The organism is Amycolatopsis sp. ATCC 39116, from assembly GCF_000231075.2.
Classification (GTDB): domain Bacteria; phylum Actinomycetota; class Actinomycetes; order Mycobacteriales; family Pseudonocardiaceae; genus Amycolatopsis_E; species Amycolatopsis_E tucumanensis.
The window spans coordinates 86,797-107,848 of record NZ_AFWY03000021.1 but is presented as its reverse complement, the minus strand read 5'-3'; the positions used below and the strand labels follow the sequence as shown (position 1 = coordinate 107,848).

The following is a 21,052-nucleotide window of genomic DNA, read 5'->3' as shown; positions in this document are numbered from 1 at the left end:
CGGGAAGGTCCACCGGGAATGCCTGGACGGCGTGCACGCGCATTACCTGCCGCTCACAGTGGCGCCCGGGGTCTGCTCGTCCTCCGGCGAGTCGAGGCGGGTGTGCCTCGGGTGGGGCGCGCTACTGCGGATGCGGTAGCTTTCCCGTCCAATTGTAACCGGTACGGCCCCGGCCTCGGCATTTCGGCCCGGTGTGTCCACGTTAGATTCGTCTCCCCGCGACGGCGGTACGCTCACGGCCGTGACACGAGAGATCAGCGAAGGCGTCGTCGACCTGCTCGGGGTCATCGCCTACGGCGAATTGTCCGCGTTCGACCGGATGGCGGAGGACGCGCGGAAGGCGCCCACCCTGTCCGGGCGCGCCGCGCTGTCGGCGATGGCGGCCGCCGAGATCGGGCACTACGAGATGCTGGCGAAGTTCCTCGCCGAGCACGGCAGGCGCGTCGAGGACGCGATGGCGCCGTTCGTGGCCCGGTTCGACGCCTGGCACGCGTCCACCGCGCCCAAGTCGTGGCTGGAATCGCTGGTCAAGGCCTACGTCGGGGACGGGCTGGCGGCGGACCTCTACCGCGAGGTGGGCAGCTGGCTGGACCCGGAGACCAAGGACCTCGTGGTCACGGTGCTCGCCGACACCGGGCACTCGGCGTTCGCCGAGCGGGAGGTCGCCGCGGGCATCGAGGCCGACCCCAAGACGCGGGACAAGCTGGCGCTGTGGGGACGGCGGCTGCTCGGCGAGGCGCTGACCCAGGCGCAGTACGTGGTGGCCGAGCGGGACCCGCTGGCCGAGCTGATCGTGTCCGGCTCGGGCGACCTGTCGGGAATCGCCGGGCTCTTCCGGCGGTTGCAGCAGGGGCACACCAAACGGATGCAGGTGCTCGGGCTGGGCTAGCCTGGGCGGTGGAGTACGTGGCAGAACCAGTCGGAGGTAGCAGGTGGAGGTCAAGATCGGCATCAAGGACACCCCGCGTGAGCTGGTGGTGTCCAGTGGCCAGTCCGCCGAGGAGGTCGAGAAGCTGGTCGCCGACGCGCTGAAGACCGAGGACGGCCTGTTCAGCCTCACCGACGAGAAGGGCCGCAAGTTCCTGGTCCCGTCGGACCGGATCGCCTACGTGGAGATCGCGCCCTCGGACGTACGCCGGGTCGGGTTCGCCGTCGGTTCGTAAGTCTTCTCGCAGAAGGGGCGTTCACCACGAGGTGGTGGACGCCCCTTTCGTCGTTTCGTAGAGTGCGCGTTGATCCCGGCCGGCGAGCTGCTCGCGGGTTCCGCGCCGCGTACCGGCAAAGCCGTCGAGCTTGTTACTCCAGTGATGTTGCGGCTGCGCGCCCCGAGGAATGGCGGGAGCCGAGCAACGGCTTCGACCGGATCAAGACCGAGCGCGCGGGCCCGGACACGGGGATCGAAATCCGGTTCAGCGACGCTTACGGCGGTGAGCTGGTCTTCGGGTTCCGCCAAGCGAGCCCTGCTCGGCGCGACCACCGGCTGCCACCTCTACGCCGCGGCCAAGGAGCGCGGCGCCCCGCGCTCCTCGACCACTCCGTGACGCGTCAGTCGGCCAGTTCGGCGAGCGTTTTCGGCACCGTGAACGGCGGCGTGCTCGTCCCCAGGATGCGGTAGCGGCCCCACGGGTCGGGGTCCGACAGCTCGCCCGTCGCGGAGCCGTCCGGGGTGCGGATCTCGCCCTTCTTCTTCCGGCCGCCGCACAGCTCGTCCAGCCGGGCGCTCGGCGCGATGCGGCCGTACCAGCGGTAGTAGCCGTCGATGGGCTGGAAGTGGCCCCTCAGCTCCACCTCGACCGGCACCTCGGCGCCGTCCACCACCACCGTCGCGGGACCGGTGTAGCCGTCTTCGTCGTCAGCCGACATCCGTCTCCTCCTTCGGGCGCACCCGTCCGAGCTGGACGATCTTGTTCTCCTCCAGCGGCTTGTTCGGGTCGATCGTGACCCCGTGCTGGCGGGCCAGCCCGTCGATCGCGGCCCAGATGATCTGCGTCAGGTACTCCACGACGCTGTCCCGGCTCATCGACCGGCGCTCCAACCACCACTCACCGGTGTTCTGGACCATCCCGACGATCCCGTACGCCCACGGCTCGGCCGCGCCGGAGTCCATGTTGAACATCCGCATGTAGTCGCCGAGCAGGGCGGTCAGCGCGGTCGCGATCAGTTCCTTGTCCTCGGCCACCACGTCGGCGTCGGCCGGCTTGCCCGCGAACGAGCCGCGCACCAGCAGCCGGTACAGGTTCGGGTGCTCCTCGATGACGGTGAAGAACGCGTCCAGCGCCATGCGGATCCGCGGCACCGGCGCCAGCTCCGCGTTGATCGCCGGGACCAGCCGCGAGAACAGCAGCTCGGTGCCCCGCTGGCCGAGCGCGTCGTACAGGTCGGCCTTGTCCGCGAAGTGCCGGTACAGCACCGGTTTGGTGACCCCGGCGGCGACCGCCACGTCGTCCATCGCCAGGTCGGGACCGCGCTCGTCCAGCGCCTTCAGCGCCGCCTCGACGAACTCGGCCCGGCGCTCGACCCGGTGCTTGCGCCACCGGTCCCGGCGCGCGTCGCCGGTCGCCGGCTCGCCTGCCGAAGGGTGCTTGCCGCTGCGCTTGACACGATCCGTCACGCGCCTCATGCTACCAGAGGTAACTGTTACCACGGGTTACACAATGTGGGGAGCACGCGATGACGCGAACGCTGGACGACCACGGCCGCGAGAAGACCGCCGACCGGTTGCTGAAGTCCTCGGCCAACAAGTTCTACGACCCCGACGTCGACATCGACTGGTCCGCCCCGCTGGCCGAGGGCAAGCCCTTCCAGCTGGAGCGCCGCAGCTCGCTCTACGGCACCCACCTGTGGGACCGGCTCACCGAGGAACAGCGGCTCGAACTGGGCAAGCACGAGCTCGCCAGCATCGCCAGCAACGGCATCTTCTTCGAGGTGCTGTTGATGCAGCTGCTGCTCAAGGAGGTCTACAACTCCGACCCGACCACGCGGCACGTGCAGTACGCGCTCGCCGAGATCGCCGACGAGTGCCGCCACTCGACGATGTTCGCGCGCTCGGTCGAGGCCGTCGGCGCGCCGGCGTACGGCCCGGTGAAGATCGTGCACCGGCTGGGCAAGCTGCTGCCGTTCATCGGCTACGGGCCCGCGCTGTACGGCTCGATCCTGGTCGCCGAGGAGATCCTCGACCGGATCCAGCGGGAGAGCATGGCCGACGAGGACATCCAGCCGCTCGTGCGCATGGTCAACCGCATCCACGTGCTCGAAGAGGCGCGGCACGTGACCTTCGCCCGCGAGGAGGTCACCCGCGGCATGGCGAAGCTGAACAAGGCCGAGCTGTTCTACCAGCGCTGGCTCATCGCCGTCGTCAGCTTCGCGATCACCCGCAGCCTGATCAACCCGCGCGTCTACAAGGCGGTCGGCCTCAATCCGCGGGAGGCGTGGGAGGCGGCCATGAACAACCCGCACTGGCACGAGACCCTGCGCTGGTCCGGCGAGCGCATCATGGCGTTCCTCGACGACGCCGGGCTCGTCGGCCAGCCGGGCACGTACTGGTGGCGCAAGTCCTTCCTGCTGGGGGCCCGATGACGGCGACGGTCCGTCGGAGGGGGACGGACCGTCGCTTCACGACGAGCGACGGCACCGCCCTCCACGTCGAGCTGTCCGGACCGCGCGACGCCGCGGTCACCCTGGTGCTGGTGCACGCGTGGACGCAGGACCACCTGGAGTGGGACCCGGTCCTGCCGCTGCTGCCGACCGGGGTCCAGGTCTTGCGCTACGACCACCGCGGGCACGGCTGGTCGGAGCCGGCGAAGCCGGGGACGGCGACGGTCGCGCAGCTGGCCGACGACCTCGCCGAGCTGATCGCGGAGCTGGCGCCGGAGGGCAGGCTCGTACTGGCCGGGCATTCGATGGGCGGGATGACCGTGATGGCGCTGGCCGAGCGGCACCCGGAGCTGGTCGAATCGCGGGTGGACGGGGTCGCGTTCATCGCCACCTCGTGCTGCGACATGGACCGGCTCACGCTCGGGCTGAACGGGCGGGCCGGACGGGTGGCGGCGCGCGTCGACAAGACGTTCGGGCGGCTGCTCAACCGCTGGGGCGCCGAGCACGTGCCGATCCCGGCGCCGCTGGCCCGGCCGTCGGTGAAGTGGCTGGCGTTCGGGAAGAAGGTGCGGCGGGCCGACGTGCGGGCGATGACGGAGCAGTTCCTGCGCGCGCACCCGCGCAGCGTCGGCGGCTTCCGCGACTCGATGTCCGACCACGACCGGCGCAAGGCGCTCGCGAGCCTGCGCGGCACGCCGACGGTGGTGATGGTCGGCGACCGGGACCGGATCACACCGGTGCACCACGCGCGCGTGATCGCCGAGGAGTTGCCGGAGGCGGAGTTCGTGCTCTTCCCCGGCGCCGGCCACGAGCTGACCTACGAGCGGACGCGCGAGGTCGCGAAGCGGCTGAGCCGCCTGCTGGAGAACTAGGCTGGCTCGCCTGGCGTGTGCTGGAGCGGGAAGCCGCCGCCGATGCCGCGCCAGGCGAGCGTCGCGGTCAGCGACACCGCCTCCTCGCGGCTCATCGTGCTGTGGTGGGCCAGCCAGAACCGGGCGCTGACCTGGCTCAACCCGACCAGGCCGACCGCCAGCAGGCGCGCCCGGCCCTCGTCCAGGCCCGCGTCGGCGGTGATGGTGTCCGTGATCGCGTTGACGCACTCGGTGGTGGCGCGGTCGACGGCCTCCTGCACGACGGGCTCGCCCCGCAGGTCGGACTCGAAGATCATCCGGAAGGCGCCGGTCTCGCTGGCGACGAAGTCGAAGAACGCGCCGACGGCGGCCCGCACGCGGAGCTTGTTGTCGGTGGTCGAGGCGAGCGCCTCGTTCACGCGCGCGACCAGCTCGTCGACGTGGTTCTCCAGCAGCGCGGTGTAGAGGTCCAGCTTGCCCGGGAAGTGCTGGTACAGCACCGGCTTGCTGACTCCCGCCTGCTCGGCGATCTCGTCCATGGCCGCCGCGTGGTACCCGTTTGCCGAGAAGACCCGCTGCGCCGCGGCCAGAAGCTGAGCGCGCCGCTCGGTCCGGGGTAGCCGGACTCCCCGCTGTTGCGCCGCCGCAGTCTCCGTCATGCTTTCCTCCCAAAGAACCCGTTCGAGATTACTCGCCGGTATCGCCGAGTCGCCAAGGGCCGGGTGGGTAGGCATCCTGGATTGATGACCGACACCGTCCCGGCTTCCCGGCCGTCCCCGGATCCCGGGGCGCCCAGGGTGCCCGTCACGCACGTACCGCTGTCCACTCGTGAGTTACCCGAACTCGACCCGAAACTCCCGCCGTGGCCGGGGAAAACCGAGCAGGTCGGCGGCGTCTCGCTGCACGTCCGGCGCACGCCGGGCGCGGCGGAGGAGACCGTCCTCTACGTGCACGGCCTCGGCGGGTCGTCGACGAACTGGACCGACCTGGCCGCCCTGCTGGCGCCGACGGCAGGGGGAGCGGCGATCGACCTGCCCGGCTTCGGGTTCTCCGAGCCGGAACGCGCCTTCGATTTCAGCCTCGACGCGCACGCCGAGGTGGTCGCCAGGTTCGCGGAGGGGCTCGGCGCGGGCCCGGTGCACCTCATCGGCAACTCGATGGGCGGCGCGGTCTCGCTCCTCGTCGCGGCGCGGCACCCCGAGCTGGTCAAGACGCTGACGTTGATCTCGCCGGCGATGCCGGACCGGCGGCCGGACCCGCGCCGGCTGTCCGATCCGCTGATGGCGCTGGCCTACCTGCCGTTCGTCGGCCGCCGCGCCCGGCGCAAGCTCGCCGCCTACACCGCGCACCAGCGCGCCAAGATGGTCATCAAGCTGTGCTTCGCCGACCCGGACTCCTTCCCCGAGCACCGGATGGCCGAGCTGGTCGAGGAGCACAGCGCGCGCGCCGAGCTGGCCTGGGCGAACGTGGCGATGTCCCGCAGCACGTTCGGGATCTTCCGCACCTGGTTCGCGCGGGGCGCGGCATCGCTGTGGCGGGTGACGCCCAACGTGACGGTTCCCACGCTGGTGGTGTGGGGCACCGAGGACAAGGTGATCTCGGTCCGCCGGGCCGCGCGGACCGCGAAGTTGCTGCCGCGCGGGCGGCTCCTCGTGCTGCCGCGGACCGGTCACGTGGCGCAGATGGAACGCCCGGTTGTCGTAGCGAAGGCCGTTCTGGGTATGTGGGAGGCGGTCGCTGCCGGTTCGTGGTAGCCCATTCGAGTTAATCCGAGCTCGCTCCGTGACGGCTTGGTCGCGCGTTGCGTAACTCTGCGCATGTGGCAATCTGGGACCCGTGAAGCGGGCGAGCAGCGGCGAGCGTGGCGAAGGACGGCGAGCACAGTACGCGCCCCCGTCGGGCCGGTCGTCGGTGCGCCTGAGCGAGGACCGCTACCGGCCGCGCGCGCGGCGCGTGCAGGCCGAGCCGCTGGCCGCGTCGTGGAAGCCGCCGCAGGCGCAGCTCGAGCAGGACCCGGAGGAAGCCCGCCGGGCACGGCGCCGCAAGGGCAAGGTCGGCCGTCTCGTCGGCGCCTACGGCTGGCGCGTGTACGCGTTGCCGGTCCTCGTCGTGATCACCGTCCTGGTGGTGTTCAACACCGCGACCGAGCCGGCCCCGCCGCAGACGAACTCCGCGGCGCAGACCCTCGACGGCGGCGCCGGGCAAGGCGGGGACAACGCGCTCTCCGAACAGCCGGCCGCGCCGCGCGACCTCAACATCCCCACCGCCGAGCTGCCGACCGGCGGTGATTTCACGCAGAGCGGCTCCATGGCCTACCACGTCGTCCCGGTGCCGAACGACGGCGTGAGCGGCAAGGAGGCCGGCAGCGGCGGGAAGCTGTACCACTACACGATCGAGGTCGAAAACGGCATCGACGCCGCCAGTTACGCCGGTGACGACGCCTTCGCCAGCGCCGTCGAGCGGACGCTGTCGGACGTGCGCAGCTGGATCGGCACCGGCAAGGTCAAGCTGCAGCGGGTCGGCGCGGACTACCCGGACATCGACTTCCGCGTGAGCCTCACCACGCCGGACACTGCCAAGCGGCCGGACGTGTGCGGGTTCAGCATCCCCTTTCCGACCTCCTGCTACTCGCGGGCGTTCGACCACCGCGTGGTGATCAACCTCGCCAGGTGGGTGCGCGGCGGGCTCGCGTTCACCGACCTCGGGATGTACCGGCAGTACGCGATCAACCACGAGGTGGGGCACGCGCTGGGGAAATCGCACGTGGGCTGCCAGGAGAACGGCGCGCTGGCGCCCGTGATGATGCAGCAGACCTTCGGCGTGTCGAACAACTACGTGGCCCAGCTGAACGCGGTCGACCAGTACAACTCGAAGGCCGTGCCGGCCGACGGCAAGACCTGTGTCCCGAACGCCTGGCCGGTGCTGCAGTTCGGCGATTCGGCCCCCGCGGGCTGACGCGTTCCACATCCTGGGACGGCGGGAAGAGTCCGGTCGCGCTCCGTGTTGTGGATACTTGGGGAAGCGACAACGACAGCCGCGCGAACTTGGAGGACCGATGGCAGGCACGCTGCCGCCGCTCGTGGAGCCGGCGGCCGAACTCACCAAGGAAGAGGTGGCCCGCTACAGTCGGCACCTGATCATCCCGGATGTCGGGATGGACGGGCAGAAGCGGCTGAAGAACGCGAAGGTCCTGGTCATCGGTGCGGGCGGCCTCGGCAGCCCGGCGCTGCTGTACCTCGCCGCCGCGGGGGTCGGGACGCTCGGTGTCATCGACTTCGACGTCGTCGACGAGTCGAACCTGCAGCGCCAGGTCATCCACGGCCAGTCCGACATCGGCAAGCCCAAGGCCGTCTCGGCCAAGGAGTCGATCGCCGAGATCAACCCGTTCGTCAACGTCATCCTGCACACCGAGCAGCTGACCACCGCGAACGCGCTGGACGTCTTCCGCGGCTACGACCTGATCCTGGACGGCACGGACAACTTCGCGACCCGGTACCTGGTCAACGACGCTGCCGTGCTGCTGGGCAAGCCGTACGTGTGGGGTTCGATCTTCCGGTTCGAGGGCCAGGTCAGCGTGTTCTGGGAGGACGCGCCGAACGGTCAGGGCCTGAACTACCGCGACCTCTACCCCGAGCCGCCGCCTCCGGGCATGGTCCCCTCGTGCGCCGAGGGTGGCGTGCTGGGCGTGCTGTGCGCCTCGATCGGCTCGATCATGGTGACCGAGGCGATCAAGCTGATCACCGGTATCGGTGAGCCGCTGCTCGGCCGCCTGATCAGCTACGACGCGCTGGAGATGAAGTACCGCGAGGTCAAGATCCGCAAGGACCCGGAGACGCCGAAGATCACCGAACTGATCGACTACGAGGCGTTCTGTGGTGTCGTTTCGGACGAGGCGCAGCAGGCCGCGTCGGGCAGCACCATCACCCCGGCGGAGCTGAAGGCCAAGTTCGACGCGGGCGAGAACTTCGAGCTCATCGACGTCCGCGAGCCGCACGAGTACGAGATCGTGAACATCAAGGGCGCCAAGCTGATCCCGAAGGACCGCATCCTGTCGGGCGAGGCGCTGGCGGAGCTGCCGCAGGACAAGCCGATCGTGCTGCACTGCAAGTCGGGCGCCCGGTCGGCGGAGGCGCTGGCGGCGCTGCACCGGGCCGGGTTCAAGGACGCCACGCACCTCGGCGGCGGTGTGCTCGCCTGGGCGCGGCAGATCGACCAGAGCCTGCCGACGTACTGAGCGGTTTCTGACTGAAAAAGGCCCGTCGCGGTGTTTGCCGCGGCGGGCTTTTTTCGTCACTTCGACCACCCGGCGATGTCGTCGATCACCGCGGCGTTCCGGTGCGCCCGCGGGCCAGGTCGCCGACGGGGTCCGGCCCGGGCCGCCGACCAGCGTGGCCTGCCGGACGATGGTGCCCGGGAGCCCGCCAGGCGGCGCGCCGAGGGAGTCGAGGTGCCGCGCGGCGCGGACCGCGGCCTCGTGCATCGGCTGGGCGGTTGCGGCCAGCAGCACCATCCCGGTGGCCGGCGAACGAGCCCACCGCGCAACGCGCGCTACCTGCTCAGCCCGATCCTCTTCCCGGCCGCGGAACCGCCTGCTTGAACGCGGGAAAAACGTCGTCGCCACGCGGTAATCTCGGGCGGTGCCCGACGGTCCGAGAGCAGGTCAGCCACCGGCGACTGTTCTGATGGCGTTCGGCCTCCAGCACACCACCCCGGAAGCGCTGCCGGGTGGGCGGGCGCACCGCTGCGGCGACGTCGTCCTGACCCCCGTGCGGGACCGGCCGAAGGCGCTCTGGCTCGCCGGCACCATGCACGCCCTCGACGTCCCCGACCTGCGCATCGCCCGGCCGCAGCGCGCCCGGGACGGGCGGTGGATCGTCGCGGGTTGGGCGGCCCGCCGCTACCTCGACGGCGCGCCCGAGCACCGGCACGACGAGATCATGCTCGCCGCCCTCAAACTGGCCCACGCCCTCACCGGCTTGCCGCGCCCGCGACACCTCGCCGCCCGGACCGACCCCGACGCGATCGCCGACCGCGTCGCCTGGGGTGAGGCCGAGGTGCCGGTCGATGAGGCCAAGGGCGGCCGCTGGTTCGAGGTCCTCGCGGTGGCGCGAAGACCCGTGGGGCTGCCGGACCAGGTCGTGCCGGGTGACCTCTTCGGCGCCGTCCTCTTCGACGGCGACGCCCCGCCCGGCATCGTCGACTTCGACCCGTTCTACCGGCCCGCCGAATGGGGCGCCGCGGTCGCCGCCGTCGACGCGGTCGCCTGGGGTGACGCCGCCCCCGACTTCCTCCAGCGCTGGTCCCACCTGCCGGAATGGCCCCAGCTCCTGCTGCGCGCCGTGCTGTTCCGGCTGGCAGGCAACGCCCTCAGCCCGCGTGCCACGGCCGCTTCCCTGGACGGTTTGCGTGCCGCCGCGGCCGCGGTGAGTGAGATCCTGTAGCGCCCGTCACTTCTCACCGGGCATCGCCCGAAATGCCGTAGCAATGTCAAACGCCTGAAACATTTGGGAGTTTTCAGGTAACACGCCGTTCCTACCGTCTCTGGGCAGAGGCGGAAGGAGGTGCGCGTGACGCTCACCGCGGAACCCCAGGTCAAAGTGGCCACCCACTGTCCCTACTGCGCCCTGCAGTGCGGGATGAGCCTGTCCGGCACCGCCGTCGCACCCCGCGAGTTCCCCACCAACGGCGGCGGCCTGTGCCAGAAGGGCTGGACGTCGGGCAGCCTGCTCACCACCCCGGCGCGGCTGACCACGCCGCTGGTCCGGGTCGACGGCGAGCTGGTGCCCGCGACCTGGGACGACGCGCTCGACCTCGTCGCGCGCCGGATCGCCGAGGTCCAGGCCGAGCACGGCCGGGACGGAGTCGCCCTGTTCGGCGGCGGCGGCCTCACCAACGAAAAGAGCTACCTGCTCGGCAAGTTCGCCCGCGTCGCGCTGGGCACCTCGCAGGTCGACTACAACGGCCGGTTCTGCATGTCGTCCGCCGCGGCGGCAGGCAACAAGGCGTTCGGCCTCGACCGCGGCCTGCCGTTCCCGCTGACCGACGTCGGCGGCGCGGACGCGGTCCTGCTGATCGGCTCGAACCCGGCCGAGACCATGCCGCCGTTCATGCAGCACCTGCGCAGGGCCATCGACACCGGCGGGCTGGTCGTGGTCGACCCGCGCCGCACCCCGACCGCGGACCAGGCGAGCCTGCACCTCGCGCCCGCGCCGGGCACCGATCTCGCCTTGGCGCTGGGCATCCTGCACGCGCTGGTCGCCGAGGGCCTGTTCGACCGCGACTACGTCGAGCAGCGCACCCGCGGCTTCGACGCGGTGTGGCAGATCGCGGCCCGCTGGTGGCCCGAGCGCGTCGAGCGGATCACCGGTGTCGCCGCCGCCGACCAGCGTCGCGTCGCCACCCTGCTGGCCAACGCCCGCAACGCCTACATCCTCACCGCGCGCGGCACCGAGCAGCACGCCAGCGGTTCGGACACCGTGAGCGCCTGGATCAACCTGGCGCTGGCGCTCGGCCTGCCCGGCCGCGAAGGCTCCGGGTACGGCTGCCTCACCGGACAGGGCAACGGCCAGGGCGGGCGGGAGCACGGCCAGAAGGCCGACCAGCTGCCCGGCTACCGCAAGATCGACGACCCGGCCGCCCGCGAGCACGTCGCGCGCGTGTGGGGAGTCGACCCCGCCGAGCTGCCCGGACCCGGCCGCTCGGCCTACGAACTGCTCGACGCTCTGGGCACCGAGACCGGCCCCAAGGCGATGCTCGTGTTCGGCAGCAACGTCGTGGTGTCCGCGCCGCGCTCGGCGCACGTCGCGGACCGGTTGCGCAGCCTGGACCTCCTCGTCGTCGCGGACTTCGTGCTGTCCGAGACCGCCGCGATGGCCGACGTCGTACTCCCGGTCACGCAGTGGGCCGAGGAGAGCGGCACGATGACGAACCTGGAGGGCCGCATCCTGTTGCGGCAGAAGGCGATCGACCCGCCCGCGGGCGTCCGCAGCGACCTGGAGGTCCTCAGTGGACTCGCACGGCGCCTCGGGCAGCCGTCAGGACGTTTCCCGGTCGAGGCGAAGACCGTGTTCGCCGAACTCCGCGAGGCTTCGAGGGGCGGGCTCGCGGACTACTCCGGCGTCACCTACGAGCGCCTGCACGACGGCGAGGCCCTGTACTGGCCGGTGCCCGGCACCGAGCACGCCGGGACGCCGCGGATGTTCCTGGACTCCTTCGCCCACCCGGACGGCCGCGCCCGGTTCGTCCCGGTCGAGCACCGCGGCCCCGCCGAGCCGACCGACGACGAGTTCCCGCTGATCGCGACCACCGGCCGGGTGCTGCAGCACTACCAGTCCGGGGCGCAGACCCGGCTGGTCGGCGAGCTGAACGACGTGGTGCCCGAGGCCTACGTCGAGGTGCACCCGGACACCGCCGCCCGCGCCGGACTGGCCGACGGCGACTGGGCGGCGGTGGTCTCCCGGCGCGGGGAGACCACCGCGCGGGTGCGCTGCATCGCCTCGATGCGGCCGGACACGGTGTTCCTGCCGTTCCACTTCCCCGGCGCGCAGCGGGCGAACCTGCTGACCAACCCCGCCCTGGACCCGACGAGCCGCATGCCCGAGTTCAAGGTGTGCGCGGTTCGCCTGACCACGAAGGACGGTGCGGAATGACCCGCAAGGTGGTGGTGCTGGGCTACGGCATGGCCGGGGCCCGGCTCGCCGACGAGATCCGGGCCCGCGATCCGGAAGGCACGCGCGTCACGCTGACCGTCATCGGCGAGGAGCCGCACGCCGCGTACAACCGCGTGCTGCTCTCCGCCGTCGTCGCAGGCACGATGCGCCCGGAGATGGTCCGCCTGCACGACGCCGGGTGGGCGGACGCGCACAACGTCGACCTGCGCACGGACGTCAAGGCCGAGCACATCGACCGCGCCGCTCGGCGGATCCGGCTCAGCGACCGGTCCACTGTGGACTACGACGCGCTGGTGCTGGCCACCGGCAGCCGCCCGTGGCTGCCGCCGGTCGAGGGCCTGACCCTGGAGGACGGCACGCCCGCGCCGGGCGTGGTCACCTTCCGCACGCTGGACGACTGCGACCGCATCCTGGACGCCGCCAAGGCCGGCGCGCCGGTCGCGGTGCTGGGCGGCGGGCTGCTCGGCCTGGAGGCCGCCCGCGGCCTGGCGGGGCGCGGCAACCTGGTGACGGTCGTGCACCCGGTCGGGCACGTGATGGAACGCCAGCTCGACGCAGGCGCCGGTGGCGTGCTGGCCAAGGCGCTGGGCGAGCTGGGCATCGACTTCAAGCTCGGCGCGGGCGCGGCCCGGTACCTGCCTGGGGACGGGCTCAAGCTCGACGACGGCAGCAAGGTCCACGCCGACCTGGTCGTCGTCAGCACCGGCGTGCGGGCCGAAACCACGCTCGCCGTCGAGGCCGGCCTGGAGGTGGACCGCGGCATCGTGGTCGACGACGCGTTGCGCACCAGCGACGGCCGCATCCACGCGATCGGCGACTGCGCGCAGCACCCCGGCACGGTGTCCGGCCTGGTCGAGCCGGCCTGGCAGCAGGCCAAGGTGCTGGCCGACCTGCTGACCGGCGCCGACGTGTCCGCGCGGTACCGCGGCACGCAGGTGATCACGAAGCTGAAGGCGCGCGGCATCGACCTCACCGCGCTCGGCGACGTGCACACCGACGCCGCCGACCCGGACGCCGAGGTCGTGTGCCTGACCGACCCGACCCGTGGCCGCTACGCGAAGCTCGTCGTCCGCGGCGAGCGGGTGGCCGGGGCGATCCTGCTGGGTGCGCCGGACGCCGCCGCGAACATCACGCACCTGTTCGACCGGGGTGTCCCGGTTCCCGAAGACCGGCTCGCCGTCCTGCTCGGGCGCGCGCTGCCGGGCGGGGCGACCGTCGCGTCGAGCCCCGCCGACATCCCGGCGGCCGCCGTCGTCTGCCGGTGCAACTCGGTGACGAAGGGCCGGCTGGTCGAGGCGTTCCGCGCCGGTGCCACCGACGTCACCGAGCTCGCTTCCGTGACCCGAGCGACAACCGGATGTGGCAGCTGTCGCGACGCCGTCTGCGGCATCGCCGACTGGCTCGCCACCACCGCCTGAGGAGTGACATGACGACAACGACGAACGCGCCCGCTGGGCGCAAGCACTGGATCGAGCACTGGGAGCCCGAGAACGAGTCGTTCTGGGAGTCCACCGGCAAGAAGATCGCCAACCGCAACCTGTGGTTCTCGATCTTCTCCGAGCACATCGGCTTCTCCATCTGGACACTGTGGTCGGTCATGGTCCTGTTCATGGGGCCGCAGTACGGGTTCTCGGCCGCCGACAAGTTCCTGCTGACCTCCACGCCGACGCTGGTCGGTGCGATCGCGCGGCTGCCCTACAGCTGGGCGGTGGCGAAGTTCGGCGGTCGCAACTGGACGATCGTCAGCGCGATGCTGCTGCTGATCCCGAGCGTCGGCGCGGCGATCGTGATGGAGCCCGGCACCCCGCTGTGGGGCTTCCTGATCGTGGCGGCGCTGGGTGGTGTCGGCGGCGGCAACTTCGCGTCGTCGATGACCAACATCAACGCGTTCTTCCCGGAGAAGGCCAAGGGCATGGCGCTCGGCCTGAACGCGGGCGGCGGCAACCTGGGCGTCGCCGTGATCCAGCTGCTCGGCCTGCTGATCATCGCCACGGCGGGCACCGGCGCGCCGCGGATCATCCTCTTCATCTACATCCCGCTGATCGTCGTCGCGGCGCTGTGCTCGGCGTTGTTCATGGACAACATCGCGTCCGTCAAGAACGACAAGAAGGCGATGCGCGAGATCATCGGCGACGCCCACACCTGGGTGATGTCGTTCCTCTACATCGGCACCTTCGGCTCGTTCATCGGCTACAGCTTCGCCTTCGGCCTGGTGCTGCAGAACCAGTTCGGCCGCACCCCGCTGCAGGCCGCCGCGGTCACCTTCCTCGGCCCGCTGCTCGGCTCGTTCTCGCGACCGGTCGGTGGCTGGCTGGCGGACAAGCTCGGCGGCTCGCGGGTCACGTTCACCACGTTCGTCGGCATGGCGGTGATGACCGTCATCCTGATCATCGCGTCGAACACGCAGTCGCTGGCGTTGTTCACCACCGCGTTCATCGTGTTGTTCGTGCTGACCGGGGTCGGCAACGGCTCCACCTACAAGAGCATCCCGGCCATCTTCCGCACCAAGGCCAAGGCGGCGATCGCGGCCGGCGCGGACGAGGCGGCCGAGCTGCTCAAGGCCCGCAAGCGCTCCGGCGCACTCATCGGCCTGGCCGGCGCGGTCGGCGCGCTCGGCGGTCTGTTCATCAACCTGGCGTTCCGGCAGTCCTTCCTGGACACCAAGAGCGGCGTGCCGGCGTTCGTCGGGTTCCTCGTCTTCTACGGGATCTGCTTCGTCCTCACCTGGGCCGTGTACCTCCGCAAGTCGGACGCACCGGTGAGCGAGCGCGGGCTGGCTCTGGCCGGCGCCCGGGTCTGAAGCAAGAGAAAGCAGGAGGTTTCGGTAATGCGCACACTCGTCGTCGTCGGGAACGGCATGGTGAGCCATCGACTGGTGGAGGCACTGCGGGCCGAGGACACCGAGGGCGCCTGGCGGGTGGTCGTGCTCGCCGAGGAGCCGCGCCCGGCCTACGACCGGGTGGCCCTGACCTCCTACGTGGATGGCTGGGACGTCCAGGCGCTCACCCTGTCCGGTTCGGACTACGCGGGTGACGACCTGGTCGAGCTGCGGCTGGGCGACCCGGTCACCGCGATCGACCGCGCGGCCAGGAAGGTCACCACGGCGTCCGGCCACGTGCAGGCCTACGACGCGCTCGTGCTGGCCACGGGCTCGCGGCCGTTCGTGCCGCCGGTGCCGGGCCACGACCTGCCGGGCTGCTTCGTCTACCGCACGATCGAGGACCTGGACGCGATCCGGGCCGCGGTCGAGCACGCGAAGGCGACCAAGCGCGGCCGCGCCGCGGCGATGGTCGTCGGCGGCGGGCTGCTCGGGCTGGAGGCGGCGAAGGCCCTGCGCGACATGGGCCTGTCGCCGCACGTGGTCGAGATGGCGCCGCGGCTCATGCCGATCCAGGTCGACGACGGCGGTGGCCGGCTGTTGCGCAAGCTGGTCACCGACCTCGACCTGACCGTACACACCGGAACGTCGGCGGAGAAGATCGAGCAGGACGGCGACCGTCTGTTCACCAAGCTCACCAACGGCACCGAGCTGGACCTGGACCTGGTGGTGTTCTCCGCCGGTGTCCGCCCGCGCGACGACCTGGCCCGCTCGTCCGGGCTGGAGGTCGGCGAGCGCGGCGGCATCATCACGGACCTGGCCTGCCGCACCAGTGATCCGGACATCTGGGCGGTCGGCGAGTGCGCCGCGGTCGAGGGCCGCTGCTACGGCCTGGTGGCGCCCGGCTACACGATGGCCGAGATCGTCGCCGCGCAGCTGCTCGGCAAGACCGGCGAGTTCCCGGGCGCGGACCTGTCCACCAAGCTCAAGCTGATGGGTGTGGACGTCGCCAGCTTCGGCGACGCGCACGCCACCACGGAGAACTCGGTCGAGGTCGTGCTCTCCGACGCCGTCGGCGGCTACTACAAGAAGCTCGTGGTGTCCGAAGAGGACAGCGACGGCAAGCGGCTGCTGCTGGGTGGTGTGCTGGTCGGCGACGCGAGCGCCTACAACCTGCTCCGCCCGCTGGTCGGCAGCCCGCTGCCGGCCGACCCGGCCGCGATGCTGGCTCCCGAGGGCGGTTCCAGCGCCGTGGGCGTGGACGCGCTGCCGGACGAGGCGCAGATCTGCTCGTGCAACGCGGTCAGCAAGGGCGCCATCACCAGCGCCATCCACGACGAGGGCTGCGACAGCGTCGCGAAGATCAAGGGCTGCACCAAGGCGGGCACGACGTGTGGTTCGTGCGTGCCGATGCTGGCCAAGATGCTGGACGCCTGCGGGGTCGAGCAGTCCAAGGCGCTGTGCGAGCACTTCGCCTACTCGCGCCAGGAGCTGTTCCAGATCCTCAGCGCCACCCGCATCACCACGTTCGGCGAGCTGATCGCCAAGCACGGCACCGGCGCCGGCTGCGAGATCTGCAAGCCGGCCGTGGCCTCGATCCTCGCCACGCTGGACACGACCGACCGCGACGGCGGGCACGTCCTGGCCGGCGAGCAGGCCACGCTGCAGGACACCAACGACCACTTCCTGGCGAACATGCAGCGCAACGGCACCTACTCGGTGGTGCCGCGGATCCCCGGCGGCGAGATCACCCCGGCGAAGCTCAAGGTCATCGCCGAGGTCGCCGAGGAGTTCGGGCTCTACACCAAGATCACCGGCGGGCAGCGGATCGACCTGTTCGGCGCGACCGTGGACCAGCTGCCGCACATCTGGAGGCGGCTGGTGGACGCGGGCATGGAGTCCGGCCACGCGTACGGCAAGTCGCTGCGCACGGTGAAGTCGTGCGTCGGATCGACGTGGTGCCGCTACGGCGTGCAGGACAGCGTCGGACTGGCCGTCGAGCTGGAGCTGCGCTACCGCGGCCTGCGGTCGCCGCACAAGCTCAAGGCCGGTGTCTCCGGGTGCGCCCGCGAGTGCGCGGAGGCCCGCGGCAAGGACTTCGGTGTGATCGCCACCGAGAAGGGCTGGAACCTCTACGTCGGCGGCAACGGCGGGGCCCTGCCGCGCCACGCCGAGCTGCTGGCGTCCGACCTGGACAAGGACACGCTGATCACCTACATCGACCGGTTCCTGATGTTCTACGTCCGCACCGCCGACCGCCTGCAGCGCACCGCGCCGTGGGTCGAGGAGATGGACGGCGGGCTGGACCACCTGCGCGCGGTGATCGTCGACGACAAGCTCGGCATCTGCGAGGAGCTGGACGCCGCGATGGCCAAGCACGTGGAGAACTACGCCGACGAGTGGCGCGGCGTGCTGGAGGACCCGGAGAAGCTGGCCCGGTTCACGTCGTTCGTCAACGCGCCGGGCACGCCCGACCCGACCATCTCGTTCCGCGCGGAGCGAGAGCAGAAAGTCCCCGTCCTGCTGGGTGTCCCGGAGGTGGTTTCGCGATGACCGCGGTGGAGGAGAAGCGCGCCACGGAGGTGGTCGAGATCTGCCGGTTCGACCGGTTGATTCCCGGTCGCGGAGTGGCCGCGCTGCTGCCGGACGGGCGGCAGGTGGCGATCTTCCGCACCGTGACCGACGATATCTACGCCCTGTCCAATGTGGACCCGTTCACCAAGGCGGCCGTGCTGTCGCGGGGGATCATCGGCGACGTCAAGGGTGTGCCGCACGTCGCATCGCCCATGCTGAAACACCGTTTCGAGCTGGCCACGGGCTACTCTCTGGAGGACGAAACGGTGGCTGTGCGGACGTATCCCGTGCGGGTGATCGAGGGCGTGGTGTACATCCAACCATGATCGATTCCTCCGGAATCCTCCCGCTCGCCGGTTTCGCGGTGGGCATCACGGCCGCGCGCCGCGCGGACGAGCTCGGCGCGCTGCTGGTGCGCAAGGGTGCGACCGTGCGGTACGGGCCGGCGATCCGGATCGTGCCGCTCGCCGACGACACCGAGCTGCACGCCGCGACCGTGCGGATGCTGGAGGAGCCGGTCGACGTGGTCGTGGCGACCACCGGCATCGGGTTCCGCGGGTGGGTCGAGGCGGCCGAGGGCTGGGGTCTCGGCGATGCGCTGGTCGACCAGCTCGGCAAGGCGTCGCTGCTGGCTCGCGGCCCGAAGGCGCGGGGTGCGATCCGCGCGGCCGGGTTGTCGGAGAGCTACTCGCCCGCTTCGGAAAGCAGTGCCGAGCTGCTCCAGCACCTGCTGGAGTCCGGTGTGGAGGGTCAGCGGATCGCGGTGCAGCTGCACGGCGAGCCGCTGCCGTACTTCGTGGAGTCGTTGCGGGAGGCCGGGGCCGAGGTCATCGAGGTGCCGGTGTACCGCTGGGTCGGGCCGTCCGACCCGGGGCCGCTGGACCGGCTGATCGACGCGGTGCTGGACGGTTCGGTGGACGCGTTGCCGTTCACCAGCGCGCCTGCCGCGGCGAGCACGCTGGCGATGGCCAAGCGCACCGGACGCCTCGCGGCGCTGGTCGACGCGTTGACGCACCGGGTGCTGGTCGCGTGCGTCGGGCCGATCACCGCGGCGCCGCTGGCCGCCGTCGGGATCCCCACGGTGCAGCCGGAGCGGGCGCGGATCGGCGCGCTGGCGCGGACGGTGGCGCAGGCGCTGGTCGAGCGGTCGCCGAAGCTGTGCGCGGCCGGGCGGCTCATCGAGCTGCGCGGTCAGGCGGCCATTGTGGACGGTCAGCTGTGCGAGGTGGCGCCGGCGCCGATGGCGGTGCTGCGGGCGCTGGCCCGCGAGCCGGGCCGGGTGGTCTCGCGGCGGGAGCTGACGTCCGCGTTGCCCAGCGGCGGTGAGGAACACGCGGTGGAGACCGCGATCGGGCGGCTGCGCACGTCGCTCGGCGAGGGGAAGCTCGTGCAGACCGTGGTGAAGCGCGGATACCGGTTGGCGGTGGAACGATGATCGTGCTGGCAGCGCATGGAACGCGGGACCCGCAGGGCGCGCGGGTGATCGAGGAACTGGCCGAGCGGGTGCGGGCCGAGACGCCGGTGCCGGTGCGGGTGGCCTACGCCGACGTGCGGCAGCCGGACGTCACGACGGTGCTCGACTCGGTGCGCGGCTACCAGGCGATCGTCGTGCCGGCGTTCCTGGCGGCCGGGTACCACGTGCGCACCGACGTCCCGGCGCAGATCGCGGCGAGCGGGCACCGCAACGTCCTGCTGGCCGACCCGTTCGGCCCGGCGCCGGAGCTGGTCGGCGTGATGCGCGACCGGCTGGAGTGGGCGGGCTACCGCGCGGGCGACGCGGTCGTGCTGGCCGCGGCGGGGTCCAGTGATCCGCGCGCGCTGGCCGAGGTGCGCGTCGCCGCGGATGCGCTCGGTGTCCTGCTGGGTGTGTCCGTGCAGGTCGGTTACGTCGCGACGGCGCGGCCCTCGATCGCGGACGCGGTCGCCCGCGCGCGGGGCCGCGGACGCCGGGTGGCAGTGGCGTCGTGGCTGCTCGCGCCGGGGCTGTTCCAGCGGAAGGTGCTGGAGGCGGGCGCGGACGTGGTGGCGGACCCGCTCGGCGTGCACCCGGACGTGGTCGACCTGGTGCTGGCCAGGTACCAGCAGGCGCAGCGGCAGCTCGCGGTCGCCGCCTGACCCTTGTGGTTCGCTTGATGAAACAGTAGTTTCTGTTTTGTGATGCGTTACACGAACAGGGTCGTTCTGATCACCGGTGCCGGGCAGGGGCTCGGCCGGGCCATGGCGCACAGGTTCGCCGACGAGGGGGCGTCGCTGGCGTTGTGCGACGTCAACGAGGGTGCGCTGAAGGAAACGGCGGTCGACTGCATCGACGTGCGCACGTCGGTGGTCGACGTGTCCGATCCCGAGCAGGTCGACTCGTGGGTCGCGGAGGCGCTGTTCGAGTTCGGGCGGGTGGACGTGCTGGTCAACAACGCCGGCGTGATCCGCGACAACCGGCTGGAGCGGATGACCGACGACGAGTGGGACGCGGTGCTGAACGTCAGCCTGCGCGGGATGTTCAACTGCAGCCGCGCGGTGTTCCCGGTGATGAAGCGGCAGGAGTACGGGCGGGTGCTGTCGTTCTCGTCGATGTGCTGGCGCGGCAACTTCGGGCAGGCCAACTACGCCGCGGCGAAGGCCGGTGTGGTGGGGATGGCGCGCACGATCGCGCTCGAAGGAGCCCGCCACGGCGTGACGTCGAACGCGATCGCGCCCGGGCTGATCGCGACCCCGATGCTGGCGTCGATGGACGACCGGGCGCGGGCGAAGCTCGCCGCCCGGGTGCCCGCCGGGCACATCGGCGACCCGGCGGACATCGCGGAGGCCGCGGCGTACCTGTGCTCCGAGGCGGCCGGCTACGTGACGGGAGTCGTGCTCGACGTCGACGGCGGGATCAGCATCGGCAGCGCGTTGCGCTGATCTCACAGGTGGTTCGTAGCGTCCGCTCATCGCGCGCCCAGCCGCCGGGACGACAGTCGTTCCCGTACGGACTCCCGGCGAGAGAAGGCGCGATGACTACCGACGGTTTCCCCACCCCAGGCAGGCCGGCCTCCGGTCCGGCCGGGCAGGGCGGGCCGGGCGCCACCACCGCCCCCACGGTGACGCCCGCCCCGCCCGCCGACCCCGCGACGGGCTGGCCCGTCGACGACGAGACCGCGGTGCACCCGCGGATCCCGGCCGATGACGGGCAGACCGCCGTGCACCAGGCGGTTCCGGCGGCCGCGCACCCGGGCGGCGTGTCCGCCGGTGTTCCGCCCACCGGCTCCGGCCCGGGCGCTCCCGCGACGTGGGGCGGCACCCCGCCGGCCAAGCGCACGGGCGGGCGTCAGCTGTCCCTGGGCATCGCGAGCATCGTGGCCGCCGCGGCGCTCGTCGTCGGTGGCGGCGCGGGTTTCGTGATCGGCCATTCGAGCAGTTCGAGTCAGACGCCGCCAGGCATGGGGCAGCTGGGCGGGTACGGCCCGATGGGCGACCTGAACGGCGGCACCCCACCCGATCTGGGCACCGGCTCCGGGCAGGGGCAGACCCAGTCGTCCTGATCCTCAGCGGCCCGAGCACTGGAGGTA

20 protein-coding genes are annotated in these 21,052 nt (G+C 71.4%); 17 read left to right on the top strand and 3 right to left on the bottom strand.

The genetic code is table 11. The features are described from left to right. The first annotated feature begins 241 nt into the window (after positions 1 to 241). Both AMY39116_RS0321980 and AMY39116_RS0321975 read left to right on the top strand, forming a co-directional pair. Positions 242 to 889 (top strand): ferritin-like fold-containing protein, encoded by a 648-nt coding sequence (locus AMY39116_RS0321980; protein ID WP_017986955.1) that lies wholly within the window; start codon positions 242 to 244, stop codon positions 887 to 889. A 43-nt stretch (positions 890 to 932) separates the two neighbouring features. After that, positions 933 to 1,163, top strand: coding sequence for a DUF3107 domain-containing protein (locus AMY39116_RS0321975; RefSeq protein ID WP_017986956.1), 231 nt, complete (start codon positions 933 to 935; stop codon positions 1,161 to 1,163). A gap of 382 nt (positions 1,164 to 1,545) precedes the next feature. On the opposite strand, the gene AMY39116_RS0321970 is transcribed toward AMY39116_RS0321975, so the two are convergent. Next, entirely contained in the window at positions 1,546 to 1,863 is a 318-nt protein-coding gene (locus AMY39116_RS0321970) for a DUF4873 domain-containing protein (protein WP_020419785.1), read from the bottom strand. Continuing rightward, a complete protein-coding gene (locus tag AMY39116_RS0321965; protein WP_027936129.1) occupies positions 1,853 to 2,620 on the bottom strand; it encodes a TetR/AcrR family transcriptional regulator in 768 nt (255 codons plus the stop codon). The genes AMY39116_RS0321970 and AMY39116_RS0321965 overlap by 11 nt, the downstream gene beginning before the upstream one ends. A gap of 50 nt (positions 2,621 to 2,670) precedes the next feature. On the opposite strand from AMY39116_RS0321965, the gene AMY39116_RS0321960 reads away from it, so the two are divergent. Both AMY39116_RS0321960 and AMY39116_RS0321955 read left to right on the top strand, forming a co-directional pair. After that, positions 2,671 to 3,576, top strand: coding sequence for a diiron oxygenase (locus AMY39116_RS0321960; protein WP_017986959.1), 906 nt, complete (start codon positions 2,671 to 2,673; stop codon positions 3,574 to 3,576). Further along, complete coding sequence (locus AMY39116_RS0321955; protein WP_020419783.1) at positions 3,573 to 4,466, top strand: alpha/beta fold hydrolase; 894 nt, start codon at positions 3,573 to 3,575, stop codon at positions 4,464 to 4,466. The genes AMY39116_RS0321960 and AMY39116_RS0321955 overlap by 4 nt, the downstream gene beginning before the upstream one ends. On the opposite strand, the gene AMY39116_RS0321950 is transcribed toward AMY39116_RS0321955, so the two are convergent. After that, a complete protein-coding gene (locus AMY39116_RS0321950; RefSeq protein WP_027936128.1) occupies positions 4,463 to 5,104 on the bottom strand; it encodes a TetR/AcrR family transcriptional regulator in 642 nt (213 codons plus the stop codon). The genes AMY39116_RS0321955 and AMY39116_RS0321950 overlap by 4 nt on opposite strands. Positions 5,105 to 5,188: 84 nt before the next feature. Between AMY39116_RS0321950 and AMY39116_RS0321945 the strand changes: the two genes are divergently transcribed. The 13 genes from AMY39116_RS0321945 to AMY39116_RS0321885 all read left to right on the top strand — a co-directional run bounded on the left by AMY39116_RS0321945 (position 5,189) and on the right by AMY39116_RS0321885 (position 21,025). After that, on the top strand, positions 5,189 to 6,199 hold the full coding sequence (locus AMY39116_RS0321945) for an alpha/beta fold hydrolase (RefSeq protein WP_027936127.1): 1,011 nt from the start codon (positions 5,189 to 5,191) through the stop codon (positions 6,197 to 6,199). 82 nt (positions 6,200 to 6,281) lie between these two features. After that, positions 6,282 to 7,400, top strand: a complete 1,119-nt coding sequence (locus AMY39116_RS0321940) for a DUF3152 domain-containing protein (RefSeq protein WP_157358642.1) — start codon at positions 6,282 to 6,284, stop codon at positions 7,398 to 7,400. 100 nt (positions 7,401 to 7,500) lie between these two features. After that, positions 7,501 to 8,679, top strand: coding sequence for an adenylyltransferase/sulfurtransferase MoeZ (moeZ, locus tag AMY39116_RS0321935; RefSeq protein ID WP_017986964.1), 1,179 nt, complete (start codon positions 7,501 to 7,503; stop codon positions 8,677 to 8,679). A gap of 403 nt (positions 8,680 to 9,082) precedes the next feature. After that, positions 9,083 to 9,886, top strand: a complete 804-nt coding sequence (locus tag AMY39116_RS0321930; protein ID WP_255346857.1) for a TIGR02569 family protein — start codon at positions 9,083 to 9,085, stop codon at positions 9,884 to 9,886. A gap of 195 nt (positions 9,887 to 10,081) precedes the next feature. Then, positions 10,082 to 12,094 carry a molybdopterin oxidoreductase family protein gene (locus tag AMY39116_RS0321925; RefSeq protein ID WP_157358649.1) on the top strand — a complete coding sequence of 671 codons (2,013 nt, stop codon included), beginning with the start codon at positions 10,082 to 10,084 and terminating at the stop codon, positions 12,092 to 12,094. After that, positions 12,091 to 13,533: an FAD-dependent oxidoreductase gene (locus AMY39116_RS0321920; protein ID WP_020419777.1), complete on the top strand. Its 1,443-nt coding sequence runs from the start codon at positions 12,091 to 12,093 to the stop codon at positions 13,531 to 13,533. Before AMY39116_RS0321925 ends, AMY39116_RS0321920 begins: the two co-directional genes overlap by 4 nt. 8 nt (positions 13,534 to 13,541) lie before the next feature. Next, positions 13,542 to 14,915, top strand: a complete 1,374-nt coding sequence (locus AMY39116_RS0321915) for a NarK/NasA family nitrate transporter (protein WP_020419776.1) — start codon at positions 13,542 to 13,544, stop codon at positions 14,913 to 14,915. A gap of 27 nt (positions 14,916 to 14,942) precedes the next feature. Next, positions 14,943 to 17,486, top strand: a complete 2,544-nt coding sequence (gene nirB, locus AMY39116_RS0321910; protein WP_020419775.1) for a nitrite reductase large subunit NirB — start codon at positions 14,943 to 14,945, stop codon at positions 17,484 to 17,486. Further along, positions 17,483 to 17,833, top strand: a complete 351-nt coding sequence (gene nirD, locus AMY39116_RS0321905; protein WP_020419774.1) for a nitrite reductase small subunit NirD — start codon at positions 17,483 to 17,485, stop codon at positions 17,831 to 17,833. The genes nirB and nirD overlap by 4 nt, the downstream gene beginning before the upstream one ends. Continuing rightward, positions 17,830 to 18,942 carry a uroporphyrinogen-III synthase gene (locus AMY39116_RS0321900; protein WP_020419773.1) on the top strand — a complete coding sequence of 371 codons (1,113 nt, stop codon included), beginning with the start codon at positions 17,830 to 17,832 and terminating at the stop codon, positions 18,940 to 18,942. The genes nirD and AMY39116_RS0321900 overlap by 4 nt, the downstream gene beginning before the upstream one ends. After that, positions 18,939 to 19,622: a sirohydrochlorin chelatase gene (locus AMY39116_RS0321895; protein WP_020419772.1), complete on the top strand. Its 684-nt coding sequence runs from the start codon at positions 18,939 to 18,941 to the stop codon at positions 19,620 to 19,622. Before AMY39116_RS0321900 ends, AMY39116_RS0321895 begins: the two co-directional genes overlap by 4 nt. A gap of 42 nt (positions 19,623 to 19,664) precedes the next feature. After that, positions 19,665 to 20,405, top strand: coding sequence for a 3-oxoacyl-ACP reductase FabG (gene fabG / locus AMY39116_RS0321890; protein WP_020419771.1), 741 nt, complete (start codon positions 19,665 to 19,667; stop codon positions 20,403 to 20,405). A 92-nt stretch (positions 20,406 to 20,497) separates the two neighbouring features. Then, a complete protein-coding gene (locus tag AMY39116_RS0321885; protein ID WP_020419770.1) occupies positions 20,498 to 21,025 on the top strand; it encodes a hypothetical protein in 528 nt (175 codons plus the stop codon). Positions 21,026 to 21,052 lie beyond the last annotated feature (27 nt).

Bases quoted from the DNA above. Each gene is read 5' to 3' on its own strand.
- AMY39116_RS0321900 (WP_020419773.1), top strand. From the start codon at position 17,830: ATGATCGATTCCTCCGGAATCCTCCCGCTCGCCGGTTTCGCGGTGGGC.
- AMY39116_RS0321960 (WP_017986959.1), top strand. From the start codon at position 2,671: ATGACGCGAACGCTGGACGACCACGGCCGCGAGAAGACCGCCGACCGG.
- AMY39116_RS0321950 (WP_027936128.1), bottom strand. From the start codon at position 5,104: ATGACGGAGACTGCGGCGGCGCAACAGCGGGGAGTCCGGCTACCCCGG.
- AMY39116_RS0321915 (WP_020419776.1), top strand. From the start codon at position 13,542: ATGACGACAACGACGAACGCGCCCGCTGGGCGCAAGCACTGGATCGAG.
- AMY39116_RS0321955 (WP_020419783.1), top strand. From the start codon at position 3,573: ATGACGGCGACGGTCCGTCGGAGGGGGACGGACCGTCGCTTCACGACG.
- nirB (WP_020419775.1), top strand. From the start codon at position 14,943: ATGCGCACACTCGTCGTCGTCGGGAACGGCATGGTGAGCCATCGACTG.
- AMY39116_RS0321965 (WP_027936129.1), bottom strand. From the start codon at position 2,620: ATGAGGCGCGTGACGGATCGTGTCAAGCGCAGCGGCAAGCACCCTTCG.
- AMY39116_RS0321970 (WP_020419785.1), bottom strand. From the start codon at position 1,863: ATGTCGGCTGACGACGAAGACGGCTACACCGGTCCCGCGACGGTGGTG.
- nirD (WP_020419774.1), top strand. From the start codon at position 17,483: ATGACCGCGGTGGAGGAGAAGCGCGCCACGGAGGTGGTCGAGATCTGC.
- moeZ (WP_017986964.1), top strand. From the start codon at position 7,501: ATGGCAGGCACGCTGCCGCCGCTCGTGGAGCCGGCGGCCGAACTCACC.
- AMY39116_RS0321885 (WP_020419770.1), top strand. From the start codon at position 20,498: ATGACTACCGACGGTTTCCCCACCCCAGGCAGGCCGGCCTCCGGTCCG.
- AMY39116_RS0321920 (WP_020419777.1), top strand. From the start codon at position 12,091: ATGACCCGCAAGGTGGTGGTGCTGGGCTACGGCATGGCCGGGGCCCGG.
- AMY39116_RS0321945 (WP_027936127.1), top strand. From the start codon at position 5,189: ATGACCGACACCGTCCCGGCTTCCCGGCCGTCCCCGGATCCCGGGGCG.
- fabG (WP_020419771.1), top strand. From the start codon at position 19,665: ATGCGTTACACGAACAGGGTCGTTCTGATCACCGGTGCCGGGCAGGGG.
- AMY39116_RS0321925 (WP_157358649.1), top strand. From the start codon at position 10,082: ATGAGCCTGTCCGGCACCGCCGTCGCACCCCGCGAGTTCCCCACCAAC.
- AMY39116_RS0321895 (WP_020419772.1), top strand. From the start codon at position 18,939: ATGATCGTGCTGGCAGCGCATGGAACGCGGGACCCGCAGGGCGCGCGG.